Source organism: Sphingomonas echinoides (assembly GCF_029623395.1).
GTDB lineage: Bacteria > Pseudomonadota > Alphaproteobacteria > Sphingomonadales > Sphingomonadaceae > Sphingomonas > Sphingomonas echinoides_A.
This window is the reverse complement of sequence record NZ_JAPYKK010000006.1, coordinates 1-22662: the sequence shown is the minus strand read 5'-3', so window position 1 is coordinate 22662 and position 22662 is coordinate 1. Positions and strand designations below refer to the sequence as shown.

The following is a 22662-nucleotide window of genomic DNA, read 5'->3' as shown; positions in this document are numbered from 1 at the left end:
GGGCGCCGGAACGCCCCCCTCAGAACGCGTAGGTCATCACCACGTCGGCGACCGGGTTGCGCGCGGTGCGGTCGGTGCTGCCCGCGCCGGGCATCGTCTCGTCGGCATACATTGCGGTCGAGCGACCGATCATCATCCCGCCCTCTACGCCGATCTTCATCCGGTCGCTGACGAACCGGTCGTAGCCCGCGAGCGCGACCGGGGCGTACCCCTCGAACCCGTCGCGCAAATTGACCACGTTCGATCCGCGGCGCGCCGCGCCGCGCGATCCGGGCATCCGCGAGGTCGCGCGGTACGTCATGTGGTAGCTGTTGCCGATCGACATGCGCAGACCGCTGTCGCCGTCGACATAGGCATCGCGCATCCCGGTCCCGCGTGCCCGAAAGCGGCGTTTGAGCGTGGTCTTGAGGCTGTCGTCGTCGCGCTGCACGAGCCGCAGATCGTAGGGTGGCCGTGCGGCATCATGCCCCAAAGCCGTTTCCCCCGCCCCGCCTGCGAGAACGCCGGATCCAACGGACGCATTGATCCCCTCGGCGGGGGCTGCCGCCTGCATCGGCAGCACGATTGCCTTGAACCGCGGTGACGGCGCCGCGATGGCGGCGGACGACGTCAGCACGAACCCCAGACCAACATACCAGACCGATGGTCCCCGCATTTACACCGTCCCCGCGTGATAATCCCGCAAAGTCCGACCCGAAAAGGGCGGACAAGCTGATGCAAATCAATCGTTTGACCGGAAGGTTGGTTCCGCCGAAACATGCCGTGCGTGCGACATGCTGGCGTTTCGCCGCGCGAAGCCCTATCGCCCGGGCTTCCTCTTCAAAATTGCGCTTCAAGGACCATCATGGGATTTCGCTGTGGGATCGTCGGGCTGCCGAATGTCGGCAAGTCCACGCTGTTCAATGCGCTGACGCAGACCGCTGCGGCGCAGGCTGCCAATTACCCGTTCTGCACGATCGAGCCCAACGTCGGGAACGTCGGCGTGCCCGACGACCGGCTGTCGAAGCTGGCTGCGGTCGCCGGGTCGGCCAAGATCATCGAGACGCAGCTCGGGTTCGTCGATATCGCCGGGCTGGTGCGCGGCGCGTCGAAGGGCGAAGGGCTCGGCAACCAGTTCCTCGGCAACATCCGCGAGGTCGATGCGATCGTCCACGTGCTGCGCTGCTTCGAGGATGACGACGTCACGCACGTCGAGGGCAAGGTCGACCCGATCGCCGACGCCGAGACGGTCGAGACCGAGCTGATGCTGTCCGACCTGGAAAGCCTCGAGAAGCGCGTCCCCAACCTCGCCAAGAAGGCGACGCAGGGCGACAAGGAAGCCAAGATCGGCGCGGCCGTGCTCGGCCAGGCGCTCGAACTACTCCGCGAAGGCAAGCCCGCGCGGCTGACCGTGCCGAAGGACGAGGATGAGGCGCGCGTGTTCGCCCAGGCGCAGCTGCTCACCGCCAAGCCGGTGCTCTACGTCTGCAACGTCGAGGAGGCGAGCGCCGCCGAGGGCAACAGCCAGTCCGCGCGCGTATTCGAAAAGGCCAAGGCCGAGGGCGCGCAGGCGGTCGTCGTCTCCGCCGCGATCGAGGCCGAAATCGCGACGATGGACGCCGCGGAACGCGGTGAGTTCCTCAGCGAACTGGGGCTCGAGGAAACCGGGCTCGCGCGCGTCATCCGCGCCGGGTACAAATTGCTCTCGCTGCTGACCTTCTTCACGGTCGGCCCGAAGGAAGCGCGTGCCTGGACCGTCCATGCCGGCGCCAAGGCCCCGCAGGCGGCAGGCGAGATCCACACCGATTTCGAGCGCGGCTTCATCCGCGCCGAGACGATCGCCTTTGACGACTATATCGCGCTGGGCGGCGAAACCGGTGCGCGCGACGCGGGCAAGCTGCGGCAGGAAGGCAAGGAGTATGTCGTCCACGACGGCGACGTGCTCAATTTCCGCTTCAACGTGTGATGTTGCCGGGCGGGCACGGCGCGCGTACTAGTGCGCGCGTGTTCGCCCGGATGATCCTTGCGCTGTTGCTGCTCGCCTTCGCCTTTCCGGCGCTGGCGAACGCGCCGTGCCATGATGCGCCAGTGGTGCCGCCCGCAATGGCGATGATGCATGCGGGCCATCAAGCCCCGCATCACGGCGTGCCCGCTTCCGACGAACGCGGCGTCGTGCCGCACATGTGCATCGGGTGCATCCCGCCCGCATCGATCGCACCACGCCCGATGACGGCGCCCGTCGCTTACGGCGCGGTTCGCCGTGCGATCATTGCAAGCGCGTTCCCAGCGGGGCTCAGCGCCCCCCCGATCCTGCCCCCTCCGCGACCAACGGTCTGACGTACTGCGCGCGCTGACAGCGCGCGCGGCGACCGTATCGTTTCGCGAAGGACTTTTGATGAACCGACCCCTGCTGGTCACGGCCTGTGCCGTGGCCGCGCTGTTGCCGTCCGCGGCGCACGCGCAACATGCAATGCCCGGGATGATGCCCGGCATGAAGATGGACGCGCCCAAGCCAAAGCCGAAGGCCAAGCCCAAATCCGCCAACACGCACCCCGTTTCCCGTTCGGCGCCGCGCGCTGCTGCGGCAAAGGCCGACGCACCGTCGCAGAGCGTCGATCCGCACGCGGGACACGACATGCCCATGGGCACCTCTACAGCCCCTCAGCCCGAGCCGATCGGGCGGGAGACCGTCGATCCGCACGCGGGGCACGCAATGCCGATGGAAACGACGACCGAACCCCGGATGGAAGGGCAAGCGACCGCTTCACCAGAGCAACCCGCGATGGACCACGCCGCGCACGCCATGCCTGCCGGGCACGACATGGCCGGCATGACCATGCTCCCGTTCGACGGCGCTTATGGCGAAGGTTCGGGCACGTCGCGCAACCCCGGCAATGCCGGGCAGATGCTGGGCGAGCATCTGATGCTGGGCGACTGGGGGGTGATGCTCCACGGCTATGTGTGGGGCACCTATACCGATCAGGGCGGCCCGCGCGGCGCCAACATGGCGTTCGTCGAATCGATGGCGATGCTGTCCGCCGCGCGCGATCTCGGGACCGGCGCGCGGTTGCAGCTGCGCACGATGATGAGCCTCGAACCGCTGATCGGCAAAGCCGGCTATCCCAATTTGTTCGCGACCGGCGAGACCGCCGACGGGGTCAACCCGCTGATCGACCGGCAGCATCCGCATGACCTGTTCATGGAACTCGCCGCGCGCGTCGATGTCGATGCGGGCAAGGGTGCTGTGTTCCTCTATGGCGGCCCGGTCGCCGAACCCGCGCTCGGGCCGTCGGCGTTCATGCACCGTGCCTCCGCCACCTATGAGCCGATGGCGCCGATCACGCACCATTGGTTCGACAGCACGCACATCGCCTACGGTGTCGTCACCGCGGGCTATGCCGCGCCGCGCTGGCAGATCGAGGCATCGGCGTTTCGCGGGCGCGAGCCCGACCAGTATCGCTGGGCGATCGAACGCCCATCGCTCGATTCGTGGAGCGTCCGCGCGACCTGGACCCCCTCCCCCGCCTGGGCGGTGCAGGCGAGCCACGGACGGCTCAAGAGCCCGGAGCAGCTGGAAGCCTTCCGCAACGAAGCGCGCACCACCGCGAGCGTGCAATATGCGCGCGGCGGGGTCGCCACGCTGCTCGCCTATTCCGCCAAGCACAAGCTGCCGGGGCGCGTGTTGAGCGCCTGGCTCGCGGAGGTGAATTGGGACGTCAACCGGCACGATACGCTGTTCGGGCGTGGGGAAAGCGTTGCGAATGACGAGCTGTTTCCCGATCCGGCAAGTCCGTTGCACGACCGGAAGTTCCGGGTCGGCAAGCTCGAGGGGGGCTATGCCTACCGTTTGCCGCTGGTCGGGCCGCTGGATCTGGCGGTGGGCGGCGCGGTCGGCATCTATGCCAAACCGAGGGTGCTCGACGCGGCCTATGGACGCTTCCCGGTCAGCCTCAGCCTGTTTGCAAAAGTGTCGCTCGCGCGATGAAACCGTCATGGTTGTGACACTGTTGCCGCGCTAGGGCGGGGCATGCGTTGGCCTACCCGTATTATCGCCACGGCGCTGTGCGCCGCCTTGCAAGCCTGCGCCACGGCGCCGGTCAACGCGCCGCCGCGGGAGCCCAAGGTTGCGGTGGAGGCGGCGCGCGCACCGATGACGATCCTCATCTCGATCGACGGTTTCCGCCCCGATTATCGCGACCGGGGCGTCACGCCCAACCTCGACGCGCTCGCCGCGAGTGGCATCAGCGCGGCGATGCGCCCGTCGTTTCCGTCGGTGACCTTTCCGAACCATTACACCCTGGTCACCGGGCTGCGGCCCGATCGCAACGGGATCGTCGGCAACCGCATGGAGGACGCGCGGCGCCCGGGCGAGGTCTTCACGATGCAGACCGACGACCCGTTCTGGTGGACGCAAGCCGAACCGCTGTGGGTCACCGCCGAAAAGGCCGGGATCCGCAGCGCGACGATGTTCTGGCCGGGGTCGAACGTCGACTTCAACGGAATCCGCCCCGACGACTGGCAGCAATATGCGCATGCGGTCGACGCGCGCCAACGGGTGGATTCGATCATCGACTGGCTCCGCCGCCCGGCGGCGACGCGCCCGCACTTCCTCACGCTGTATTTCGATGCGGTCGACAGCGCCGGCCACAAGTACGGCCCCGCCGATCGCCACGTCACTGCCGCAGTCCGGGACGTGGATACCGCGATCGGGCGGTTGCGCGACGGGCTGGCGGCGCTGGGACAGCCCGCCAATCTGGTGATCGTCGCGGATCATGGGATGGCCCCGATCAGCGCCGACCGCGTCGTGCGGATCGACCGGATGCTGCCACCCGGCGCGTTCAAGGCGATCACCGACGGACCGTATGTCGGGCTGAACCCCGCGCCGGGGCATGAGACAGAGGTCGCGCGCACGCTGCTGGGCGCGCACGATCATCTGCAATGCTGGCGGAAGGGCGAGGTCCCGACACGCTTCCATTACGGGCAGAACGCGCGCGTCCCGGCCTTTGTGTGCCTTGCCGAAACCGGCTGGCTCGCGCTGACCAGAGACGCGCCGATCGACCATCCGGTGTCGGGCGGCACGCACGGCTTCGACCCGGCGGCGCCCGAGATGGCGGCGCTGTTCATCGCCAGCGGCCCCGCGATCAAGCCGCTCGGGGGGCTTGCGGGGTTCGACAATGTCGATGTCGCGCCGTTGCTGCGCGACCTGATCGGGTTGCCGGCGGACACGACGCTGGATGGGGACGATGCACCGTTCCGGGGGGCGTTGCGGGGTTCAAGACCGCACCGGTGACCGTCATGAAATCAACGCTTGCCCTTGCTCGGTGACCGGTGAACACTCGCGGCATGCAGTATTTCGAAGACATCGTCCCGGGCACCAAGCAGGCGTTCGGGGAGTATAAGGTCACGCGCGAAGAGGTGATGGCGTTTGCCGAACGCTATGATCCGCAGCCGTTCCACCTCTCCGACGAAGCCGCCGCAACGACCCACTTCGGGCGGCTGTCGGCGAGCGGATGGCATACCTGCGCGATGACGATGGCGATGGTGGTCGCCAATCTGGAGGCGAACCAGCAAGCCGGGCTGGGCTCCCCCGGGATCGACGAGCTGCGCTGGCTCAAGCCGGTTTATCCGGGCGACACGCTGCGCTGTGAAACCGAGATCCTCGATACCCGTGCATCGCGGAGCCGTCCGGAGATGGGGAGTTACCGCAGCAAGATGACGGTGCTCAATCAGGACGACGTGGTGGTGATGACGTTCGTGTCGACCGGGCTGATCCGAACCCGCCCGGTCGACTGACGCTTTGGTCAGCGGTGGGGGCGGCCACCGCCCGGACGCCGGCCCTCGAACCGCCCGCCACCAAAGCGCTGGCCGCCAAAGCGGCTGCCGTCGGGGCCGCGGTTGCCGAAGCGCTCGCGGCCACTGATTCCGGGACTACCGATGCCGGGACCGCCGCGGACCCCGTAGTCGCGCCACATCGGCCGGATTTCCCGCCGCGCGCTGCGCCAGCCCTGCGCGCGCCCCTGCCAATAGCCGCGCTGCTGCGCGTTCCAGCGATAGCGCCGGTTGGAGCGATCGAAGACGTAATAACCGGTGCCGGGGTAATAGAAATTGTCGTTCCAGCCCCAATAGGGATTGCCCGAGTACCCGCCATAATAGGGGTCCCACGCCGCATTGGCGTAGCCGACGTTGACCCCGCCATAGCCGCCGCCATAGCCATAGCCGTCCGCACAGCCGGAAAGCCCGAGCGTCGACCCGAAGGCAGCGACCGCGATCGCGAGTTTGGCCATCGGCCGGGGGAAGCGAAACGACATGGCGAGCTCCGAAAGGTGCTCGGCGATGGTCGAGCGTCTCCGGATAGAACCGCTCGCGCGGCGCGACGTTCCGCGCGGCGGCTAGTGCCCCGGAAATGCGACCAGCGAATCGACCGACAGCGCTTCGGCGCGGAGCGCGTCGGCGCCGCCCAGATCGGGCAGGTCGACCAGGAACTGCGCCTGCTCGACCACGGCCCCCGCCTTGCGCAACAGCCGTACCGCCGCTCTCGCGGTGCCGCCGGTGGCGATCAGATCGTCGACCAGCAGCACGCGCTTGCCGGGTGCGCAGGCATCCTCATGCATCGCGATCCGGTCGGTGCCATATTCGAGCGCGTAATCCTCCGCGATGGTGACGCCGGGGAGCTTGCCGTCCTTGCGGATCAACAGGACGCCCGCCTTCAACGGCACCGCGAGCGCCGCGGCGAAGATGAAGCCGCGCGCTTCGATCCCGGCGACGAGGTCGACCGGGCCCAGCGTCGCCGCAGCCATCCGCGCGATGCTGGTCGCGAACCCTTCGGCATTCAGCAGCAGCGTCGTGATGTCGCGGAACTGGATTCCCGGCTTGGGGAAATCGGGAATGGTGCGGATCAGTGCCTTCAAGTCATCGTTCACGGCCGAGCTTCCCTTGTCGTTCCGGCAAGTGCCGAGCGTGCCTCCTACCCGCAAGGTGGACGCCGTTCACGCAAAAAAGGGCGGCCCGGAAGTCTTTCCGGGCCGCCCTGTGATCGCTGGTTCGACCGAACTCAGTGCTTAATGTCGCGCCAGATGTTCTGATACGCGCCGTAAGCGAGCGCGGAGAAGACCAGCAGGAACAGCACCACCGCGATGCCTGCGCCATGCCGTGCCGGCAGGTTGGGTTCCGCTGCCCAGGTCAGGAAGGCGGAAACGTCCTTCGCATTCTGGTCGACGGTCGACTTGGTCCCGTCGAGATAAGTCACCTGGCCGTCCTGCGTCAGCGGGGGCGGCATCGCGATGTTGAGGTTCGCGAAATACGGGTTGTAATACAGCCCGTCCGGCGTCTTCGCGTCGGGGAACTTCTTGAGCAGCTCGGCAGGCTGGTCGGCATAGCCGGTCAGCAGCGAGTAGGTGTAGGCAGTGCCCTCATGCCGCGCCTTGGTGATCAGCGAGAGATCTGGCGGGTTGCCGAGGCCGGGATAATAGACCGTCGGGAACTTGTCGGCGGGCGTGTTGGGGCGCTCTACCTTGTCGCCGCTCTTGGGGTCGATATCGACCGCCTTGACCGCCCAGTCCGCCGCGAACTTCTTCACCTGCCCGGCGGAATAGCCGAGCTGGGTCAGGTCACGGAACGCGACGTGCTTGAGCGAATGGCAGTTCGCACAGACTTCCTTGTAAACCTGAAGTCCGCGCTGGAGCTGGCGCTGGTCGTAGGTGCCGAAGAAGCCGTTCGACGCTAGCGACAGCTCCTTGGGATGCTTGTGGAACTCTTCAGTCGCGGTCGGCGCGACCGGGTCGGTGATGAGTCCCGACACCGAGCTGAACAGGGCCAGCGCGAGGACGAAGACGAAGGCAGCGCCGACGGCCCAGGATATGTAGCGGATCATGCTCGAATTGCCCCTTATTCGGCCGGAACCGGGCTACCGCTGACCGCGGTATGCATCGGACTGGTGCCACCCTTGCCCGCCAACACAGCCTCGGTGATCGAGTTGGGCAGCGGACGCGGACGCTCGGTCCGCGCGATGATTGGCAGGATGATCAGGAAGTGCGCGAAGTAATAGGCCGCGCAGATCTGGCTGAGGATCACGTACACCGGCTCGGCCGGCGAGCCGCCGCAATACCCCAGGATCAGCACGTCCGCGACGAGCACCCAGAAGAACGTCCGGTACACCGGGCGATAGTTGGACGAGCGCACCGGCGAACTGTCGAGCCACGGCAGGAAGAACAGCAGCAGGATCGACCCGAACATCGCGAGCACGCCCCACAGCTTGGCCGGCAGGATGAAGTCGACCGTGAAGGCGCGCAGGATCGCGTAGAACGGCCAGAAATACCATTCGGGCACGATATGCGCCGGCGTCTGCAGCGGGTTGGCCGGAACGTAATTGTCCGGATGGCCCAGATAGTTAGGCGCGAAGAAGATGAGGCAGGCGAAGATCAGCAGGAAGATGCCGAGCCCGAAGCCGTCCTTCGCGGTGTAATAGGGATGGAACGGGACCGTGTCCTGCTCACCCTTGACGTCGACCCCGGTCGGGTTGTTCGACCCCGGAATGTGGAGCGCCCAGATGTGCATGATGATGACGCCCGCGATCACGAACGGCAGCAGATAGTGCAGCGAGAAGAAGCGGTTGAGCGCGGCATCATCCGGCGCATATCCGCCCAGCAGCCAGATCCGGATCGTCTCGCCGACAACTGGAATCGCCGAGAAGAAGCCGGTGATGACCTGCGCACCCCAGAAGCTCATCTGCCCCCAGGGGAGGACATAGCCCATGAACGCGGTCGCCATCATCAGCAGGAAGATGGTGACGCCGAGCAGCCAGATCATCTCTCGCGGGGCCTTGTACGATCCGTAATAGAGCCCGCGGAAGATGTGGATGTAGACGACGATGAAGAACATCGACGCGCCGTTCGCGTGCGCATAGCGCAGGAACCAGCCGGCGTTGACGTCGCGCATGATGTGCTCAACCGAATCGAACGCGACCCCGCCGTTCGCCGCATAATGCATGGCGAGGACGATGCCGGTGATGATCTGGATACCAAGCGCCGCGCCCGCGAGCACGCCGAAGTTCCAGAAGTAATTGAGGTTGCGCGGCACGGGATAGCCCGCACCGACCGCGCCATAGACGAGGCGCGGGAGCGGCAGGCGCTCGTCGATCCACTTGGTAAAGCCGTTTTGCGGCGCGTAATGTTTGGCCCAGGGAAAACTCATCGTTCTATCCTCAACCCACCGTGACCGTTGTCGGCGTCGTGAATGCATATTCCGGGACCGCCAGGTTGGTCGGTGCCGGGCCTTTGCGGATGCGCGCCGCGGTATCGTATTGCGATCCGTGGCACGGGCAGAAATAGCCGCCGTACTGGCCGCGATTCTCGCTTGCGACGATGCCCTGCGGAATGCAGCCGAGATGGGTGCAGACGCCCAAAGTGATCAGCCAGTTCTTCTTGCCGCGAGTCCGCTGCTCGAGCGTTTCGGGATCACGCAGTTCGGAAAGCGCGACCTTGTCGGCGGCGGCGATCTCGGCCGGCGTCAGGTTGCGGACGAACAGCGGCTGTTTGCGGAACGAGGTGACGATCCCCGACCCCGCCTCGATCTTCGACAGATCGACCTCGGTGGTCGACAGCGCGAGCACGTCGGCGGAGGGGTTCATCTGATTGATCAGTGGGACGATCGCGATGACGCCGCCGACACCGGCGGTCGCCACCGCGGCGATGTTCAGAAAGTCGCGACGGCGCGGTGCTTTCTCGTGAAATGGAGCGGGATCTTCCCCAAGTGGCACGGCGGAATCGACTGTTGCCATTGACTAGCCCTTGTACCTCTGCCCTTCGCCCATCTGCTACGTGGCGACGGTCGATCGTTCATATTGGGAAGGCGCGACACGAATGTGCCTGCCTGCCGATCGCCCCCAAAGCGTTGATCGGGGACGAGCCACGTTAGACGGCGTAACGACATTTTGCCAACAGCAATTCGTGCGTGGTAGCGCTCTGTCTATGCGTATTGCTCTTTACCAACCCGATATCGCCGGCAACGTCGGCGCGATTCTGCGTCTCGGCGCGTGCTTCGGCGTTCCCGTCGATGTGATCGAGCCGACCGGCTTCACCTGGAGCGACAAGGCACTCGCTCGATCGGGGATGGATTATGCCGATTCCGTCCAGGTCCACCGCCATGCCGATTGGGAAGCGTTCCTGCAGACCGTGACGGGCCGGCTGGTGTTGCTGACGACGCGCGGCGGGACGCGGCTGGATACGGCGACCTTTGCGTCCGACGACACGCTGCTGCTCGGGTCCGAGGGGAGCGGCGTTCCCGACCACGTGCATGCGCTTGCCGACGTCGCGGTGCGCATTCCGCTGGCGGAGGGGATGCGGTCGCTCAACATCGCGGTGGCGGCGGGAATCGGGATTGCCGAGGCCTTGCGGCAGACCAACGGCTTCCCGGACGCCGCATGATCCTACATGCCTGACGCGAGTGGGGATTCCGCGATGGGGAGAAGCCCACTAAGCACCTTTACCTATGGTTCCCCCAGCGCACCGTGACGAGTAGAGCCCCCTCCCCACCACAACAGGACAGCCAAACCGTGGACATCGCCCTAGACCCCGAACAGGCCCGCGCTCGCACATGGTTCGAGCTGCTCCGCGACCAGATCTGCGCCGAATTCGTCGCGATTGAGCGCGAGGCTGGGTCGGACGCGGACTTCGACTATACGCCGTGGGATCGGACCGACCCGGACGGTGCGCCCGGCGGCGGCGGCGTCCGCGGGGTGATGACGGGCAAGGTGTTCGAGAAAGTCGGCGTCAACGTGTCGACCGTCGGCGGGGTGTTCGAGGGCGAGTTCGCCAAGTCGATTCACGGCGCCGCCGAGAACCCGCAATTCTTCGCGACCGGAATTAGCCTGGTCGCGCACATGGCCAACCCGCATGTGCCCGCCGTGCACATGAACACGCGGTTCCTGGTCACGACCAAACGCTGGTTCGGGGGCGGCGCAGATCTCAATCCGCCGCTGCCCTATGACGAGGACACCGCCGAGTTCCACGACGTGCTGAAGGCCGCGTGCGACCCGCACGGTGCCGATTATTACGATCGCTACGCCAAATGGGCCGACGACTATTTCTACATCCCGCACCGCAAGGTCCATCGCGGGGTCGGCGGGATCTTCTGCGATCATCTGGAGGGGGACTTCGACGCCAACTTCGCGTTCATCCAGGATATCGGGCGCGCGTTCCTCGATGTGTACCCACGACTCGTGCGGCGGCGGATGAACTTGCCGTTCACGGCTGCGGATACGGCGCAGATGCTCGAATGGCGCGGGCGCTATGCCGAGTTCAACCTGGTCTATGACCGGGGGACGCTGTTCGGGCTCAAGACCGGGGGCAACATCGACGCAATCCTGATGAGCCTGCCGCCGCGCGCGACATGGTCGTGACCGGAAGCGACTGCGCATGGGGCTGATCCCGGTCCGCGAGAACGAGGTGGCGGCGGTCGTCACGACGCTCGAGATGCGTCGCCGCCCGCCGCTCCGGCCGCTGCCCGCGTCGCCATTGCGCCTGGTGCAGTGGGAGCAGCCGACGGTGGAATCGTATCGCGCGCTGTTCCGGCGCGTCGGGGCGCCGTGGCTGTGGTTCTCGCGGCTGGTGATCGACGAGGCGGCGCTGTTGCGGACGATCCATGACCCGGCGGTCAAGGTCTACGCCGCGGTCGACGCCGCGGGGATCGAGGTCGGTTTCCTCGAACTCGACTTCCGCGTCGCCGGGGCGTGCGAAATTTCTTACTTCGCGTTGATTCCGGAACTCGCGGGTCGCGGGCTCGGCCGGTGGCTGATGGCCGAGGCGCTCACCCGTGCGTGGGGAAAAGGCATCACGCGGGTGTGGCTGCACACCTGCTCGCTCGACCACCCGTCAGCGCTGAACTTCTATCGCAAGCAGGGGTTCGAGCCGATTCGCCGCACGGTCGAGACCTTCGTCGACCCGCGCCTCAGCGGGCATCTGCCCGCTGACAGCGCGCCTCACATTCCCTTGCTGAACCGGCGGTAGAGCGCGACCTGGATCAACAGCGTCGCGACCATCCCGATCGTCACGCCAGTCGCGGCGCCGATCTGGAGGATCGCGGCGACCACCGGGTTGGCGAGCGGTGCCCCCGCCAGCGCGGCGCCGATGCTCCGGAACGGCAGCGCCAGAAGATCGCCCATCAACACGGTGACGCAGGCAATCCCCATCAGCACCAGCCCGTGCCCGCGCGTCAGGCGGAAGCTCTGGGTGAAGGCGGCAATCACGCCTTGCCCCGGTTTCGCGACCAGCAACGGCAGGGCGAGCAACAGTCGACCCTGCAAGTACAATCCCGGCAGGAACAGCAGCAGCGTACCCAGGCTGATCGGGATCGACGTCAGCAGCGACAGCAGGATCACCCGCGGCAACAGCGCGAGTGCCTGCATCAGGGCGGATTGCGTCGTCGGGCGCTCCCGGTCGAGGTACAGCACCAACACGGTCGCGCTACCCAGCAGCAGCACGATCGACAAAGCGATCACCGGCAGGCTGTAGAGTTGCGACCACGCCTCGACCGACGCGATCCAGGCGGCGGTTTCCTCGGACGTGGTCGGCATCGCCGGGGGCCGCGCGACGAACATCGCCATCGCGATCTGCGGGACGAGCAGCAGCAAGCCGCAGACCCCGATCAGGACGTCCCGATCGCGTTTCGCCATCGTCCAGGCGTCGCGCAGAACCGCGACGACGTCGAGCCGTGCCATTGCCTGCTTCATGCGCCGACGACCGGCGCGTCGAGGTCGGCCGACCGGGCGCGGGCGTCGCGCAACGCCAGGTAGAGTTTGGCGAGGAACGCGACGGCCAGCACCAGGAAGATCGTGGAGACGATGGCGACCACGCTCGCGGTCAGAATTCCTGAAAGCGACATTGGTCCCAATCCCCCCAGCACGATGCCAAACACTGCGCCCGCGACCATGCGCGCGGCAAGCCCCGCCACTTGCGAAACGATGAGATACAGCAGCATCACCCCCATGATCTTGAGCGCGCTGCCCCGCGTGAGTCGAAAGGCCTGGGCGAAGGCGCCCAGCCCACGGCGTTCGTCGACGAGGATCGGGATGATCACCGACAGACGCGCGACGATCCACAACAGCACCGGCAGCAACGCCAGCGTGTAGAGGCTGGCGAACAGCACGATCGGCGCGTTGATCGTTTCGAGCGAGGGCTGCGGTCCGGTCATGTCCCCGGTCATCTGATCGGTCGGAATGCCGCTCATCGCAAAGCCGACCATCGCCGGCAGGAACACCAGGAACAGCCCGACCAGCGCGATCACGTTCACCCCCAGGATGGGCAGGAAGCGGCGGTTCGCGGTCCGTACCGCCGACGCCCGCCCCGCCGCCGGGTCGAGCGCAAGCGCGGTCACCGCCACCGCCCCCCAGTTGCTCGCGAGCGACAGGATCACGACCACGATGCCGACGACCGAACTGCCAGCGAGACCGACCGCCCCCATCAGCGGCATCAAATTCCCGATCAGCGCGAGCGGCAGGAAGATGCCGAACAGCGCGATCGGCGTCAGCGAAGCGAGATTGTCGCCGAGGAACTCGGTCGTGCGGTCCCATACCGTACTCATCGTCGCCATCACGTCGCCGTCTCCCGTCGCCGGCCAAACCGGCCCGTTCCCCCGGCCCGTCCATTCGGCAAGGCGCAGTTGCGCGCTGTTAGCGCATGGCCGGACAGCTTGCCAATGACTTGCACCCGCGCCGCGACTGGCGCAATCGAGCAGGCGTGGACCATATTCCAGACGACATCGAATGGCGGATCGCCCCCGCCCCCGTTCCCTATGCCGAAGCGATCGCCGAAATGGAGGCGCGCGCGGCGGCGGTTGCCGAGGGTACGGCGCGCGAACTGATCTGGCTGCTCGAACATCCCCCGGTCTATACCGGCGGGACGAGCGCGGATCCGGCGGATCTGCGCGACCCGCAATTCCCCGTGATCGGGACGGGGCGCGGTGGCCGCTACACCTATCACGGGCCGGGCCAGCGGATCGGTTATGTCGTGCTGGACCTGACTCAGCGGGGGCGCGACGTGCGGCAGTTCGTCCATGCGCTCGAAGGCTGGGTGATCGCCACGCTCCGGGATCTCGGCATCCCGGCGTTTCGCGCGCCCGGGCGGATCGGGATCTGGACGATGGCGCCCGATCCGCTGTCCGCCACGGGCGCGAGCGAGGCCAAGATCGGCGCGATCGGCGTCCGCGTCCGGCGGTGGGTGACGCTGCACGGATTCTCGGTCAATCTCGCGCCCGATTTGTCGCATTTCGCGGGAATCGTCCCGTGCGGTCTGGCGGATTTTGCCGTCACGAGTGCCGAAGCGCTTGGCGCGCCTACCGATTTCGCAACTTTCGACGCGGCCCTTGCGCTACGGCTTGCGGCGTTCCTGGAAACTCATTCTTTGGCCCGACAAAACTAGGCTTGAGGGTCAGGCGTAATACGACTAATGTCCACCACGGTTTGGGTATTAAAGGTCTCGAGGCCTACCAATCCTTCTATCTAGGGAGCTTTCCAATGCGTGCATTCATTTCCAAGGTCGCTGCTGGTTCGATGATCGCTGTTGCTGCGATCGCGATTTCGGCTTGCACCCCCAAGACCGAGACGACGACGACCGACAACACGATGGTCACCGACCTGAACTCGACCGACACGATGGCAACGTCGACCAACGACACGATGACGTCGACCGACGGCGCGATGGCAAACGACGGTGGCATGATGTCGAACGACACCATGATGATGTCGAACACCACGACCACGACCACGAACGCGATGTAATCTTCCCGTCCGGGAAGCCCTTACGGGAAACATCGTGGAAGGGGCCGTTCGGGAAACCGGGCGGCCCCTTTCGATTCGAGCCCGACCGGTGAACCGCGCGGCCTGCGCCGATCCGCCTGATCCAACCGAACCGCGTTTGGGAAATTCGGACTTGGTTTGCGATGGATCGATCCGCTAAAAGAGTTGGGAAGGCCCGCGAAAGGCCGTACGCGCTGACGCGTGAATCGAGAGGGAATGAATGACCGTGTTGCGTATTTTGGCCACGTTGGCCGCTACTTGTAGCGTCACGCTGGCAAACCCGGCTTCGGCGCAATTCTTCTTCCAGTCGCACGACATGACGGCCCCGCCGATCGAGGGCGATGAGCCGGGCCAGCTGGCGCTTCCGGGCGCGACGCCACTGGAAGTGCGCGCGAACCTCTTGTGGAACCTGCGGTCCGCGCTCAACGTCGCGGCGTTGCAGTGCCAGTTCGAACCGACGTTGCTCAACGTCGAAAACTACAATGTGATGATCAACAATCACAAGGACGAGCTGAAGGTCGCGTTCGATACGCTGGTGAAATATTTCAACCGCACGAACAAGACGCCCAAGGCGGGCCAAGCCGCGCTGGATCGGTTCGGAACGCGCACCTATTCCTCGTTCACCACGGTCGGTGCGCAGTATGGCTTCTGCCAGACCGCGTCGCAGATCGCGACCAATGCCGCCTATGCGCGCCGCGGCGAGCTGTACAAGGTCGCCATCAACGACATGGGCACGCTGCGCAATTCGTTGACGCCGTGGGGCGAACAGCGTTTCGCGCGCCGCCCGCGGATCGAGACGCGCGTGTCGGTGCCGCGGTTCGACGAGATGTGCTGGACCAAGAACGGCGCGTGGGTTTCGCGGCGTTGCGGAGAGTTCAAAGCGACGCTCCGCTAATCCCTTGATCGGATCGACCGGGGTCGCAAGCGCCATGCTTGCGGCCCTCGGCACGCCAGCGAGCGTGTCAGCGCAAGCCCAAGGTCTTGTGCGCCTGCAGCGTCAGCCGCCACCGTGGCCGCGCCATCACCAGATCGATCGCCGCCGCATGGTTCGCCACCGCCTCCGCGCTATCGAGCGGCTGGATCAAGTGATGCGCAAAGTCCCAGCGTTCGAGCTCGGCGACATCGCTGCCCGGCTGCGGCCACACCAGTTTGAGTTCGTCTCCGCTACGCTGGACCACGACGCTCCCCGCCTTGGGGCTGACGCAGACCCAGTCGATTCCGGGATGCGCCGCAAGCGTGCCGTTGCTTTCCATCGCGATCTCGAACCCCGCGCCGTGCAACGCATCGACCAACGCATCGTCAATCTGGAGCATCGGCTCCCCACCGGTCAGCACAACGAAGCGTTCCGCACGCTCGTCGCCCCAGAAACCAGCGACCGCTGCGGCCAGCGCTGCCGCATCGGCGAAGCGACCGCCGCCGGCGCCATCGGTCCCGACGAAATCGGTGTCGCAGAAACGGCAGATCGCCGCCGCCCGGTCCTGTTCCCGACCCGACCACAGGTTGCACCCGGCAAAGCGCACGAACACCGCGCGCCGCCCCGCCTGGACGCCCTCACCCTGGAGCGTCAGGAACATTTCCTTGACCGCGTAGCTCATCGCGTCAGACCGCGTAGCGGGTCGGGTCGGGCAGGCCAGCGTCCTCGAACCCCTTCTTGCGCAACCGGCAGCTGTCGCAGGTGCCGCAATGCAGCCCCTCCGGCGTCGGGTCGTAGCAGGACCAGCTCATGCCCGCGTCGAGCCCGAGCCGGTCGCACTCGCGCACGATGTCGGCCTTGGTCATATGCTGGAGGGGCGCGTGGATCTTGAACGGCTCGCCCTCGACGCCAGCCTTGGTCGCGAGTTCGGCCAGACCTTCGAACGCGGCGATGAATTCGGGGCGGCAGTCGGGATAGCCGGAGTAATCGAGCGCGTTGACGCCGATGAACAGGTCGCGCGCACCCGCCGCTTCGGCCCACCCCAGCGCGAGACTGAGGAAGATCGTGTTGCGGGCCGGGACGTAGGTGACGGGGATGCCCGGCGCCACGCCATCCTTTGGCACGGCGATATCGGCGGTCAGGGCGGAGCCGCCGAAAGCCGATAAGTCGAGCGGCAGGACGATGTGCCGCTCCGCACCAAGCGCCGCCGCGATCCGGCCGGCGGCGTCGAGTTCAACGCGGTGCCGCTGGTTATAGTCGACCGAGAGCGCGAACAGGCGATAGCCGTCCGCTTTCGCGCGCGCTGCCGATACCATGGAATCTAGCCCGCCCGACACCAGCACCACGGCTGCGGGGGCGACCGTTGGGGTCGTTTCATCTGTCATGATGCGCCGGTAGGTAAGCGCCGGCCCCGTGATACGCAAGCACACCGCACGCCGTGGCGACGACCCCAAAAAAATGGGCCGCCCGTAAGCGACCCAGGGGGTGCCCGAGTATGGGCAGATCAGGAGAAAAGCCTTCCATCACGGAATGCAGTCTTCGACCTACCGCCCAATGGGTTAAGACCGTCTTAACGGTACCGCCGATTTCGCGCTATTTTGCCTTGTCCGAACACGGGCCGAGATAACGAGCATCGAACGAATCCTCGAACGGCGCGCCGTTGATGACGCCTTGCGTATCGAGATTGAACGACCGCGGAGTCGCCACCTTGACGATCGTCTGCCCGTGGCTGCCGCGACACGTGAAATGCATCGCGGTGGTGTTGATGTCATTGGCCACGACGGTGTGGTGGCACTGCTCGACCTCATGCGCGTAGTGGATCAGGACTCGCGGATCGCGGATGCACAGCGTGCGGGTGTCGGGATTGGTCCCGACCTGCTTCAACTGCCACTCCCCCCGCTCCACGCGCGCCAGCGCGGTGAGCGACGGCGCGGACACCGCCGCGACGAGGCCGCTGCCCATGAGCAGGCCGATACCGGCGAGTCCCGCCCGTACCCATGTCCGTTTGTTCGCGATCATCCCGAAGTCCCCGTGCCGATCCCGGCGTGCCCGTATCGCCTAGTGCGGCCGGTCAGTCGCTATCTGGGGAGTGCGGGCGAACTTACAATAACGGAGGCGTAACAATCTCGAGCGCGGCGGGGACCGGGAACTTTTGCGCGCAAAAGGCGCAATCGACCACGATCATGCCGTTCTCGTCCGCCATGTCGCGCTGTTCCTCCGGCGGGAACTTCGCCAAGACGGACGCGATATACTCGGGCGAGCACCGGCACCCGCGGACGAACCGGGTCTCGCCTTGGACGCGCACTTCGGTCTCTTCGTTGAACAAGCGCCAGACGAGCGTTTCCAGCGACAGTGCGGGGTCGGCGAGTTCCTCGGGCTTCATCGTCCCGCCCAGGATGGCGACATGCTCCCACTCGGGATGATCGAGCCGGGTGTGGATCCGGTCGCGACCGTCCTCGCCTTCGGGGAGATGCTGGAGCAACAGCCCGCCCGCGACGCGCCCGTCCCGGCCGCCCGCGCCGGTTCCGACCCGGATCAGCGTCGGGATCTGTTCGGACTGGAGGAAGTAATGTTCCGCGGCCTCGCTCAGCGAGTCGCCGTCGAGCGGGACGATCCCCTGATAGCGTTCGCCGGTGTCCGCCTGGTCGAAGGTGATCGCGAGATACCCCTTGCCGAACAGTGCGAACAGCGTCGGTTCCTCGGGCGCTTCGGCGAGGCGGTCGGCGTCGAAGTCGACATAGCCGCGCAGTTCGCCGCCGCGATAGTCGCACACCAGCAGCTTGACGATCCCGCCCTCGGTCTGCGCCTGCATCGTGAGCTGGCCGCCCGCTTCCTTGAGCGTCGAGCCGATCAGCGCGGCGAGCGTCAGCGCCTCGGTCAGCAACGCTTCGATCGGGGCGGGATAGGCGTGCGCCGCGAGGATCGTGTCGAGCACCGGCGCGAGGCGGACGATCCGGCCGCGGGCGTGGCGCGCGGGGATGGTGAAGCCGATCGCGCGATCGATGTCGGCGGGGGTGGTGGGGGCTTGCGGGGTCATGTTTTTCTCGCGGAAATTACGCCCTCCCAACCGTTCGCCCTGAGCGCAGTCGAAGGGCCCGCGCCACGCATGGGGCTTCAACTTCGCTCAGCCCGAACGGTGGGGAGATAAACGGGACAACAGAACCAAAGAGATAGGAACCCGCAGCCCCCAATCAACCGATCTGCCCGAAGCACCACCGCAACACCGATTTCTGCGCGTGCAACCGGTTCTCCGCCTCGGGCCAGATCAGCGACTGCGGCCCGTCGATCACCTCCGCGGTCACTTCCTCGCCGCGATGCGCAGGCAAGCAGTGGAGGAACTTGGCGTCGGGCTTGGCGGTCGCCATCAGTGCGGCGTCGACCTGATAGGGCCACATCGCCTTGAGCTTGGTCTCGGCGTGGTCCTGCCCCATCGAAATCCATGTATCGGTGACGATGACGTCCGCGCCCTCGACGGCTTCCTTTGCGGTGCCCACGACCCGCGCGCGCCCCTTGCCGAGCGCGACATCGCTGTCGGCGGGCATGAACCCCTGTGGGCACGCCGCCACGACGTCGAACTGCATCAACCCGGCGGCTTCCATGATCGACGCGAGCACATTGTTGCCGTCCCCAAGCCACGCGACCTTGAGGCCGGGGAGCGGCTTGCCCGCTTCCATCAGCGTCAGCAGGTCGGCCATGATCTGGCACGGATGCGAATTGTCGGTCAGGCCGTTGATCACCGGGATGGTCGCATGCCGCGCCATCTCTTCCAGTTTCTCGTGATCGTCGGTGCGCAGCATGATCGCATCGCAATAGCCCGACAGGACGCGCGCGGTGTCCGCGACGGTCTCGCCACGCCCAAGCTGGGTCGTGCCGGAATCGAGAATGATGCTGCTGCCGCCCAACTGGCGGATCGCCATGTCGAAGCTGACGCGCGTGCGGGTCGAGTTCTTCTCGAACACCATCGCGAGCGTGTGCCCCGCGAGCGGTGCGTCGGCATCCGGCTTGCCCTTGGGCCAGCCGGCGCGCGCGGCCTTCCGGTCGAGCGCATCGGCGAGCATCGCGGCGACGCCGTCGGGTCCGGCGTCGGACAGGCTGAGGAAATTGCGCATCTTACATTCTCCCCCGGGCACCGGGGGAGGTGGCGAGCGCAGCGAGACGGAGGGGGTAAGGGCTGGGCGCAACAACCGCCGTCGCAACCCCTCCACCGTTCGCTGAATGCTCACGGTCCCCCTCCCCCGCTGCGCGGGGGAGGAATTCGGGAAACCCGCTCATGCCGCCACCGCCATCGCGGTATACGCCCGTGCGCCGTCGCTGAGTTTCTGGACGAACTCGGCGATATGCGCCTCCTCGATCACCAGCGGCGGGAGCACGCGAACGACGTTCTCGCCCGCTGCGACCGTCAGCAGCCCGTGATGATCGCGCAGATGCGCGACGAAATCGCGCGCAACCGCTGCATCCTTGAGCTTGATGCCGAACATCAGCCCCTTGCCGCGGACGCCCTCGAAGATCTGGTCGTGGTTGGGGATCATCTGCTCGACCGAGGTGCGCAGCCGCTCGCCCATCGCCGTCACATGTTCGAGAAAACCGGGTTCGAGCATCACGTCGAGGATCGCCTCGCCCGCCGCCATCGCAAGCGGGTTGCCGCCATAGGTCGAGCCGTGCGTGCCGAACACCATGCCCTTGGCCGCTTCCTCGGTCGCAAGACACGCGCCGAGCGGGAAGCCGCCGCCGATGCCCTTGGCCGAGGACAGGATGTCGGGGGTGATGCCGTAATGCTCATAGGCCCACATCTTGCCGGTCCGGCCATAGCCGCACTGGACTTCGTCGAGCACCAGCAACAGGCCGTGCTCGTCGCACGCCTTGCGCAGGCCCTGGAGGAACTCCGGGGTAGCGGCGGAGACACCGCCTTCGCCCTGGATCGTCTCGACCATGAAGCCCGCGGTCGTATCGTCGATCAGCGCGAGCGCCGCTTCGAGATCGTTGAACGGCGCGTACGCGAAGCCCGGCAGCAATGGCTCGAACCCGTCGCGCATCTTGGGCTGGTTTGTCGCCGAGATCGCGCCCATCGTGCGCCCGTGGAACGCGTTGTTGAAGGTGATCAGCGTGGTCCGCTGCGGGTTGCCGGTGACGAAATGATAGCGCCGCGCAGCCTTGATCGCGCATTCGACCGCTTCGGTGCCCGAATTGGTGAAGAACACGGTGTCGGCAAACGACTGCTCGACGATCCGCTGCGCGAGATGCTCGCCCTGTGGGCTACCGTAGAGGTTGGAGACGTGCATCAGTGTCGCGGCCTGGTCGGCGATCGCCTTGACCAGCTTGGGGTGGCCGTGGCCGAGCGCGTTGACCGCGATCCCGGCGGCGAAGTCGAGATATTGCGCGCCGTCCTCACCGTAGAGATAGACGCCCTCGCCTCGCACCGGACGCACGCCACACCGTGGGTATACGGGCATCAGGGCTGGGGTCGACACGACGCGTCTCCTTCAAAAAGCAAAAGGGCGACCTGTGCGGTCGCCCGATCACGGTTTTTACGGGGATTGGGGGGCGAGCGCAACACCATGTGTTGGTGGTTGCGCGTCGGGCTCAGGCGGAGTGTCTGGCTGGGCGTTGCAGTAGGAAGGGATTTATCACGCAAAGGCGCAAAGCCGCTAAGAGAAGAAGGTGATGTGGGCTTGACCGAGCAGGGCGAGCGCGAGGCTGTTTTGGATGAGCTTCGCTCGGCACACGCTGCCGAAGGCGTTCGAAACCTTCCTTTTTCTTCTCTTAGCGGCTTTGCGCCTTTGCGTGATAAAACCCTTCTACCGCCGCCAACCCCGAGACGCAGAACGTCAGTTCTTCAGCCGCCACCCGCTCCGCAGCAGCAGATAGCACAGCAGCCCGAGCACGATATCAATCGCCAGGATGATCACCGACCCCAGCATCACCGGCGAATCCGCCGTCCCCAGGAACCCGTAACGGAACCCCGAAATGATGTAGAAGAACGGATTGGCATGGCTGAACGCCCGGAACGCCGGCGCGAGCTTGTCGACCGAGTAGAACGTCCCCGACAACAACGCCAAAGGCGTGATCACGAAGTTGGTCACCGCCGCCGCGTGATCGAACTTGTCCGCCCAGATCGACGTCAGCACGCCCAGGAACGACAGGAACGCCGCCCCCAGAAACCCGAACCACAGGATCGCCAGCGGATGCTTCGGCGTGACGTGCACGTCCGGGTAGATCGCCATCGCCAGCCATACCACGAACCCGACGATGAACGCCCGCGTCATCGCGCCGCCGACCAGCGCGGTCAGCAATTCCATCGTCGACAAGGGCGGTTGGAGATAATCGACGATCGTCCCTTGGATCTTGCCGACCATCAGCGAGAAGCTCGCGTTGGCGAACGCAGGCCCCATCATCCCCTGGCTTATGATCAGCCCGGGCGCGATGAAATCGGCGAACGGGATCTCGACGCCGCCGACCAGAACCGGGCGTTTCGCGCCGGTTGCGATGGTAAAGACGACGAGAAACAGCAGCGTGGTGATCGCAGGCGCCCACACGGTTTGCAACTGCACCTTGAAGAAGCGGCGAACCTCCTTGATATAGAGCGTTCGCAGACCGCCCCAATTGACGCTCCGGATGACCGGGACGCCGGGGGCGTTCATCGCCGTTGTACGAATTTCGCCGATTGGGGGCTGGCTGCTCATGGCATGGTCGCTAAAGACTGCCGACGCCGCCCGCAACCCGGATTAGGGATTTGGCGGCCCGAGATGATTGGAAACGAGAGCAGATGAGCTGGACCGACGAACGCATCGATATGCTGCGCAAGATGTGGGAAGCAGGGCAGACCGCGAGCCAGATCGCCGAGGAACTCGGCGGCGTCAGCCGTAACGCCGTGATCGGCAAGGCCCATCGCCTTGGCCTCCAGTCGCGCCCCTCGCCGGTCAAGCCCAACGACGGCACCGCCAAGGCGGCCGCGGCAGCCGCCGCCGCTGCGGTCGTTCCGGCG

Annotated in this window: 27 protein-coding genes; 12 read left to right on the top strand and 15 right to left on the bottom strand. The window is 66.0% G+C overall.

Annotation, left to right across the window (positions count from 1 at the left end):
* Positions 1-19: 19 nt before the first annotated feature.
* The gene (locus tag QBJ92_RS05300; RefSeq protein ID WP_277968651.1) at positions 20-655 is read right to left on the bottom strand and encodes a hypothetical protein; all 636 of its coding nucleotides are present in this window, start codon (positions 653-655) and stop codon (positions 20-22) included.
* A gap of 189 nt (positions 656-844) precedes the next feature.
* Here QBJ92_RS05300 and ychF point away from each other — a divergent pair, with 189 nt between their 5' ends.
* Genes ychF through QBJ92_RS05275 form a run of 5 tightly spaced genes read left to right on the top strand, consistent with a single transcriptional unit; the run spans position 845 to position 5772 of the window.
* Entirely contained in the window at positions 845-1945 is a 1101-nt protein-coding gene (gene ychF / locus QBJ92_RS05295; RefSeq protein ID WP_277968650.1) for a redox-regulated ATPase YchF, read from the top strand.
* Between the two features lie 38 nt (positions 1946-1983).
* A complete protein-coding gene (locus QBJ92_RS05290; protein ID WP_277968649.1) occupies positions 1984-2316 on the top strand; it encodes a hypothetical protein in 333 nt (110 codons plus the stop codon).
* A gap of 58 nt (positions 2317-2374) precedes the next feature.
* The gene (locus tag QBJ92_RS05285; RefSeq protein ID WP_277968648.1) at positions 2375-3964 is read left to right on the top strand and encodes a hypothetical protein; all 1590 of its coding nucleotides are present in this window, start codon (positions 2375-2377) and stop codon (positions 3962-3964) included.
* A 42-nt stretch (positions 3965-4006) separates the two neighbouring features.
* Positions 4007-5269, top strand: a complete 1263-nt coding sequence (locus tag QBJ92_RS05280; RefSeq protein ID WP_277968647.1) for an ectonucleotide pyrophosphatase/phosphodiesterase — start codon at positions 4007-4009, stop codon at positions 5267-5269.
* A 53-nt stretch (positions 5270-5322) separates the two neighbouring features.
* Positions 5323-5772, top strand: coding sequence for a MaoC family dehydratase (locus QBJ92_RS05275; RefSeq protein ID WP_277968646.1), 450 nt, complete (start codon positions 5323-5325; stop codon positions 5770-5772).
* 8 nt (positions 5773-5780) lie between these two features.
* Here the strand turns inward: QBJ92_RS05275 and QBJ92_RS05270 are convergent, their stop codons facing one another.
* The 5 genes from QBJ92_RS05270 to petA form a co-directional block, all read right to left on the bottom strand.
* The gene (locus QBJ92_RS05270) at positions 5781-6287 is read right to left on the bottom strand and encodes a hypothetical protein (RefSeq protein ID WP_277968645.1); all 507 of its coding nucleotides are present in this window, start codon (positions 6285-6287) and stop codon (positions 5781-5783) included.
* A gap of 81 nt (positions 6288-6368) precedes the next feature.
* Complete coding sequence (locus QBJ92_RS05265) at positions 6369-6899, bottom strand: adenine phosphoribosyltransferase (RefSeq protein ID WP_277968644.1); 531 nt, start codon at positions 6897-6899, stop codon at positions 6369-6371.
* A gap of 131 nt (positions 6900-7030) precedes the next feature.
* Positions 7031-7849 (bottom strand): cytochrome c1, encoded by an 819-nt coding sequence (locus tag QBJ92_RS05260; RefSeq protein WP_277968643.1) that lies wholly within the window; start codon positions 7847-7849, stop codon positions 7031-7033.
* Positions 7850-7863: 14 nt separating this feature from the next.
* Positions 7864-9168, bottom strand: a complete 1305-nt coding sequence (locus tag QBJ92_RS05255; protein WP_277968642.1) for a cytochrome b — start codon at positions 9166-9168, stop codon at positions 7864-7866.
* A 10-nt stretch (positions 9169-9178) separates the two neighbouring features.
* Entirely contained in the window at positions 9179-9754 is a 576-nt protein-coding gene (gene petA, locus QBJ92_RS05250; protein ID WP_277968641.1) for a ubiquinol-cytochrome c reductase iron-sulfur subunit, read from the bottom strand.
* Between the two features lie 190 nt (positions 9755-9944).
* Here petA and QBJ92_RS05245 point away from each other — a divergent pair, with 190 nt between their 5' ends.
* From QBJ92_RS05245 to QBJ92_RS05235, 3 genes are all read left to right on the top strand, one after another.
* Positions 9945-10400 carry a tRNA (cytidine(34)-2'-O)-methyltransferase gene (locus QBJ92_RS05245; RefSeq protein WP_277968640.1) on the top strand — a complete coding sequence of 152 codons (456 nt, stop codon included), beginning with the start codon at positions 9945-9947 and terminating at the stop codon, positions 10398-10400.
* Between the two features lie 128 nt (positions 10401-10528).
* Positions 10529-11374, top strand: coding sequence for an oxygen-dependent coproporphyrinogen oxidase (gene hemF / locus QBJ92_RS05240; RefSeq protein ID WP_277968639.1), 846 nt, complete (start codon positions 10529-10531; stop codon positions 11372-11374).
* Positions 11375-11390: 16 nt separating this feature from the next.
* Positions 11391-11981 carry a GNAT family N-acetyltransferase gene (locus tag QBJ92_RS05235; RefSeq protein WP_277968638.1) on the top strand — a complete coding sequence of 197 codons (591 nt, stop codon included), beginning with the start codon at positions 11391-11393 and terminating at the stop codon, positions 11979-11981.
* On the opposite strand, the gene QBJ92_RS05230 is transcribed toward QBJ92_RS05235, so the two are convergent.
* Together QBJ92_RS05230 and QBJ92_RS05225 are read right to left on the bottom strand one after the other, a co-directional pair.
* Positions 11954-12691, bottom strand: coding sequence for a hypothetical protein (locus tag QBJ92_RS05230; protein WP_277968637.1), 738 nt, complete (start codon positions 12689-12691; stop codon positions 11954-11956). The genes QBJ92_RS05235 and QBJ92_RS05230 overlap by 28 nt on opposite strands.
* 8 nt (positions 12692-12699) lie before the next feature.
* Positions 12700-13563, bottom strand: coding sequence for a hypothetical protein (locus QBJ92_RS05225; protein ID WP_277968636.1), 864 nt, complete (start codon positions 13561-13563; stop codon positions 12700-12702).
* Positions 13564-13709: 146 nt separating this feature from the next.
* On the opposite strand from QBJ92_RS05225, the gene lipB reads away from it, so the two are divergent.
* The 3 genes from lipB (at position 13710) to QBJ92_RS05210 (ending at position 15662) form a co-directional block, all read left to right on the top strand.
* Positions 13710-14390 (top strand): lipoyl(octanoyl) transferase LipB, encoded by a 681-nt coding sequence (lipB, locus tag QBJ92_RS05220; RefSeq protein ID WP_277968635.1) that lies wholly within the window; start codon positions 13710-13712, stop codon positions 14388-14390.
* A 95-nt stretch (positions 14391-14485) separates the two neighbouring features.
* Positions 14486-14749, top strand: a complete 264-nt coding sequence (locus tag QBJ92_RS05215) for a hypothetical protein (RefSeq protein WP_277968634.1) — start codon at positions 14486-14488, stop codon at positions 14747-14749.
* 238 nt (positions 14750-14987) lie between these two features.
* Positions 14988-15662 carry a hypothetical protein gene (locus tag QBJ92_RS05210; protein WP_277968633.1) on the top strand — a complete coding sequence of 225 codons (675 nt, stop codon included), beginning with the start codon at positions 14988-14990 and terminating at the stop codon, positions 15660-15662.
* Positions 15663-15729: 67 nt separating this feature from the next.
* Here QBJ92_RS05210 and queE read toward each other — a convergent pair whose 3' ends face one another.
* The 7 genes from queE to QBJ92_RS05175 form a co-directional block, all read right to left on the bottom strand.
* Entirely contained in the window at positions 15730-16362 is a 633-nt protein-coding gene (gene queE / locus QBJ92_RS05205; RefSeq protein ID WP_277968632.1) for a 7-carboxy-7-deazaguanine synthase, read from the bottom strand.
* Positions 16363-16366: 4 nt separating this feature from the next.
* Positions 16367-17065: a 7-cyano-7-deazaguanine synthase QueC gene (gene queC / locus QBJ92_RS05200; protein ID WP_277968631.1), complete on the bottom strand. Its 699-nt coding sequence runs from the start codon at positions 17063-17065 to the stop codon at positions 16367-16369.
* A 208-nt stretch (positions 17066-17273) separates the two neighbouring features.
* The gene (locus QBJ92_RS05195; RefSeq protein ID WP_277968630.1) at positions 17274-17699 is read right to left on the bottom strand and encodes a DUF3617 domain-containing protein; all 426 of its coding nucleotides are present in this window, start codon (positions 17697-17699) and stop codon (positions 17274-17276) included.
* An 82-nt stretch (positions 17700-17781) separates the two neighbouring features.
* Complete coding sequence (locus tag QBJ92_RS05190) at positions 17782-18717, bottom strand: Hsp33 family molecular chaperone HslO (protein WP_277968629.1); 936 nt, start codon at positions 18715-18717, stop codon at positions 17782-17784.
* A 154-nt stretch (positions 18718-18871) separates the two neighbouring features.
* Entirely contained in the window at positions 18872-19789 is a 918-nt protein-coding gene (gene argF, locus QBJ92_RS05185) for an ornithine carbamoyltransferase (protein ID WP_277968628.1), read from the bottom strand.
* A 159-nt stretch (positions 19790-19948) separates the two neighbouring features.
* Positions 19949-21148, bottom strand: coding sequence for an aspartate aminotransferase family protein (locus QBJ92_RS05180; RefSeq protein WP_277968627.1), 1200 nt, complete (start codon positions 21146-21148; stop codon positions 19949-19951).
* 357 nt (positions 21149-21505) lie between these two features.
* Positions 21506-22360: an ABC transporter permease gene (locus tag QBJ92_RS05175; RefSeq protein ID WP_277968626.1), complete on the bottom strand. Its 855-nt coding sequence runs from the start codon at positions 22358-22360 to the stop codon at positions 21506-21508.
* Between the two features lie 83 nt (positions 22361-22443).
* Here QBJ92_RS05175 and QBJ92_RS05170 point away from each other — a divergent pair.
* Positions 22444-22662, top strand: a 219-nt coding sequence (locus QBJ92_RS05170) for a GcrA family cell cycle regulator (RefSeq protein ID WP_277968625.1), incomplete at its 3' end; no start/stop codon positions are given.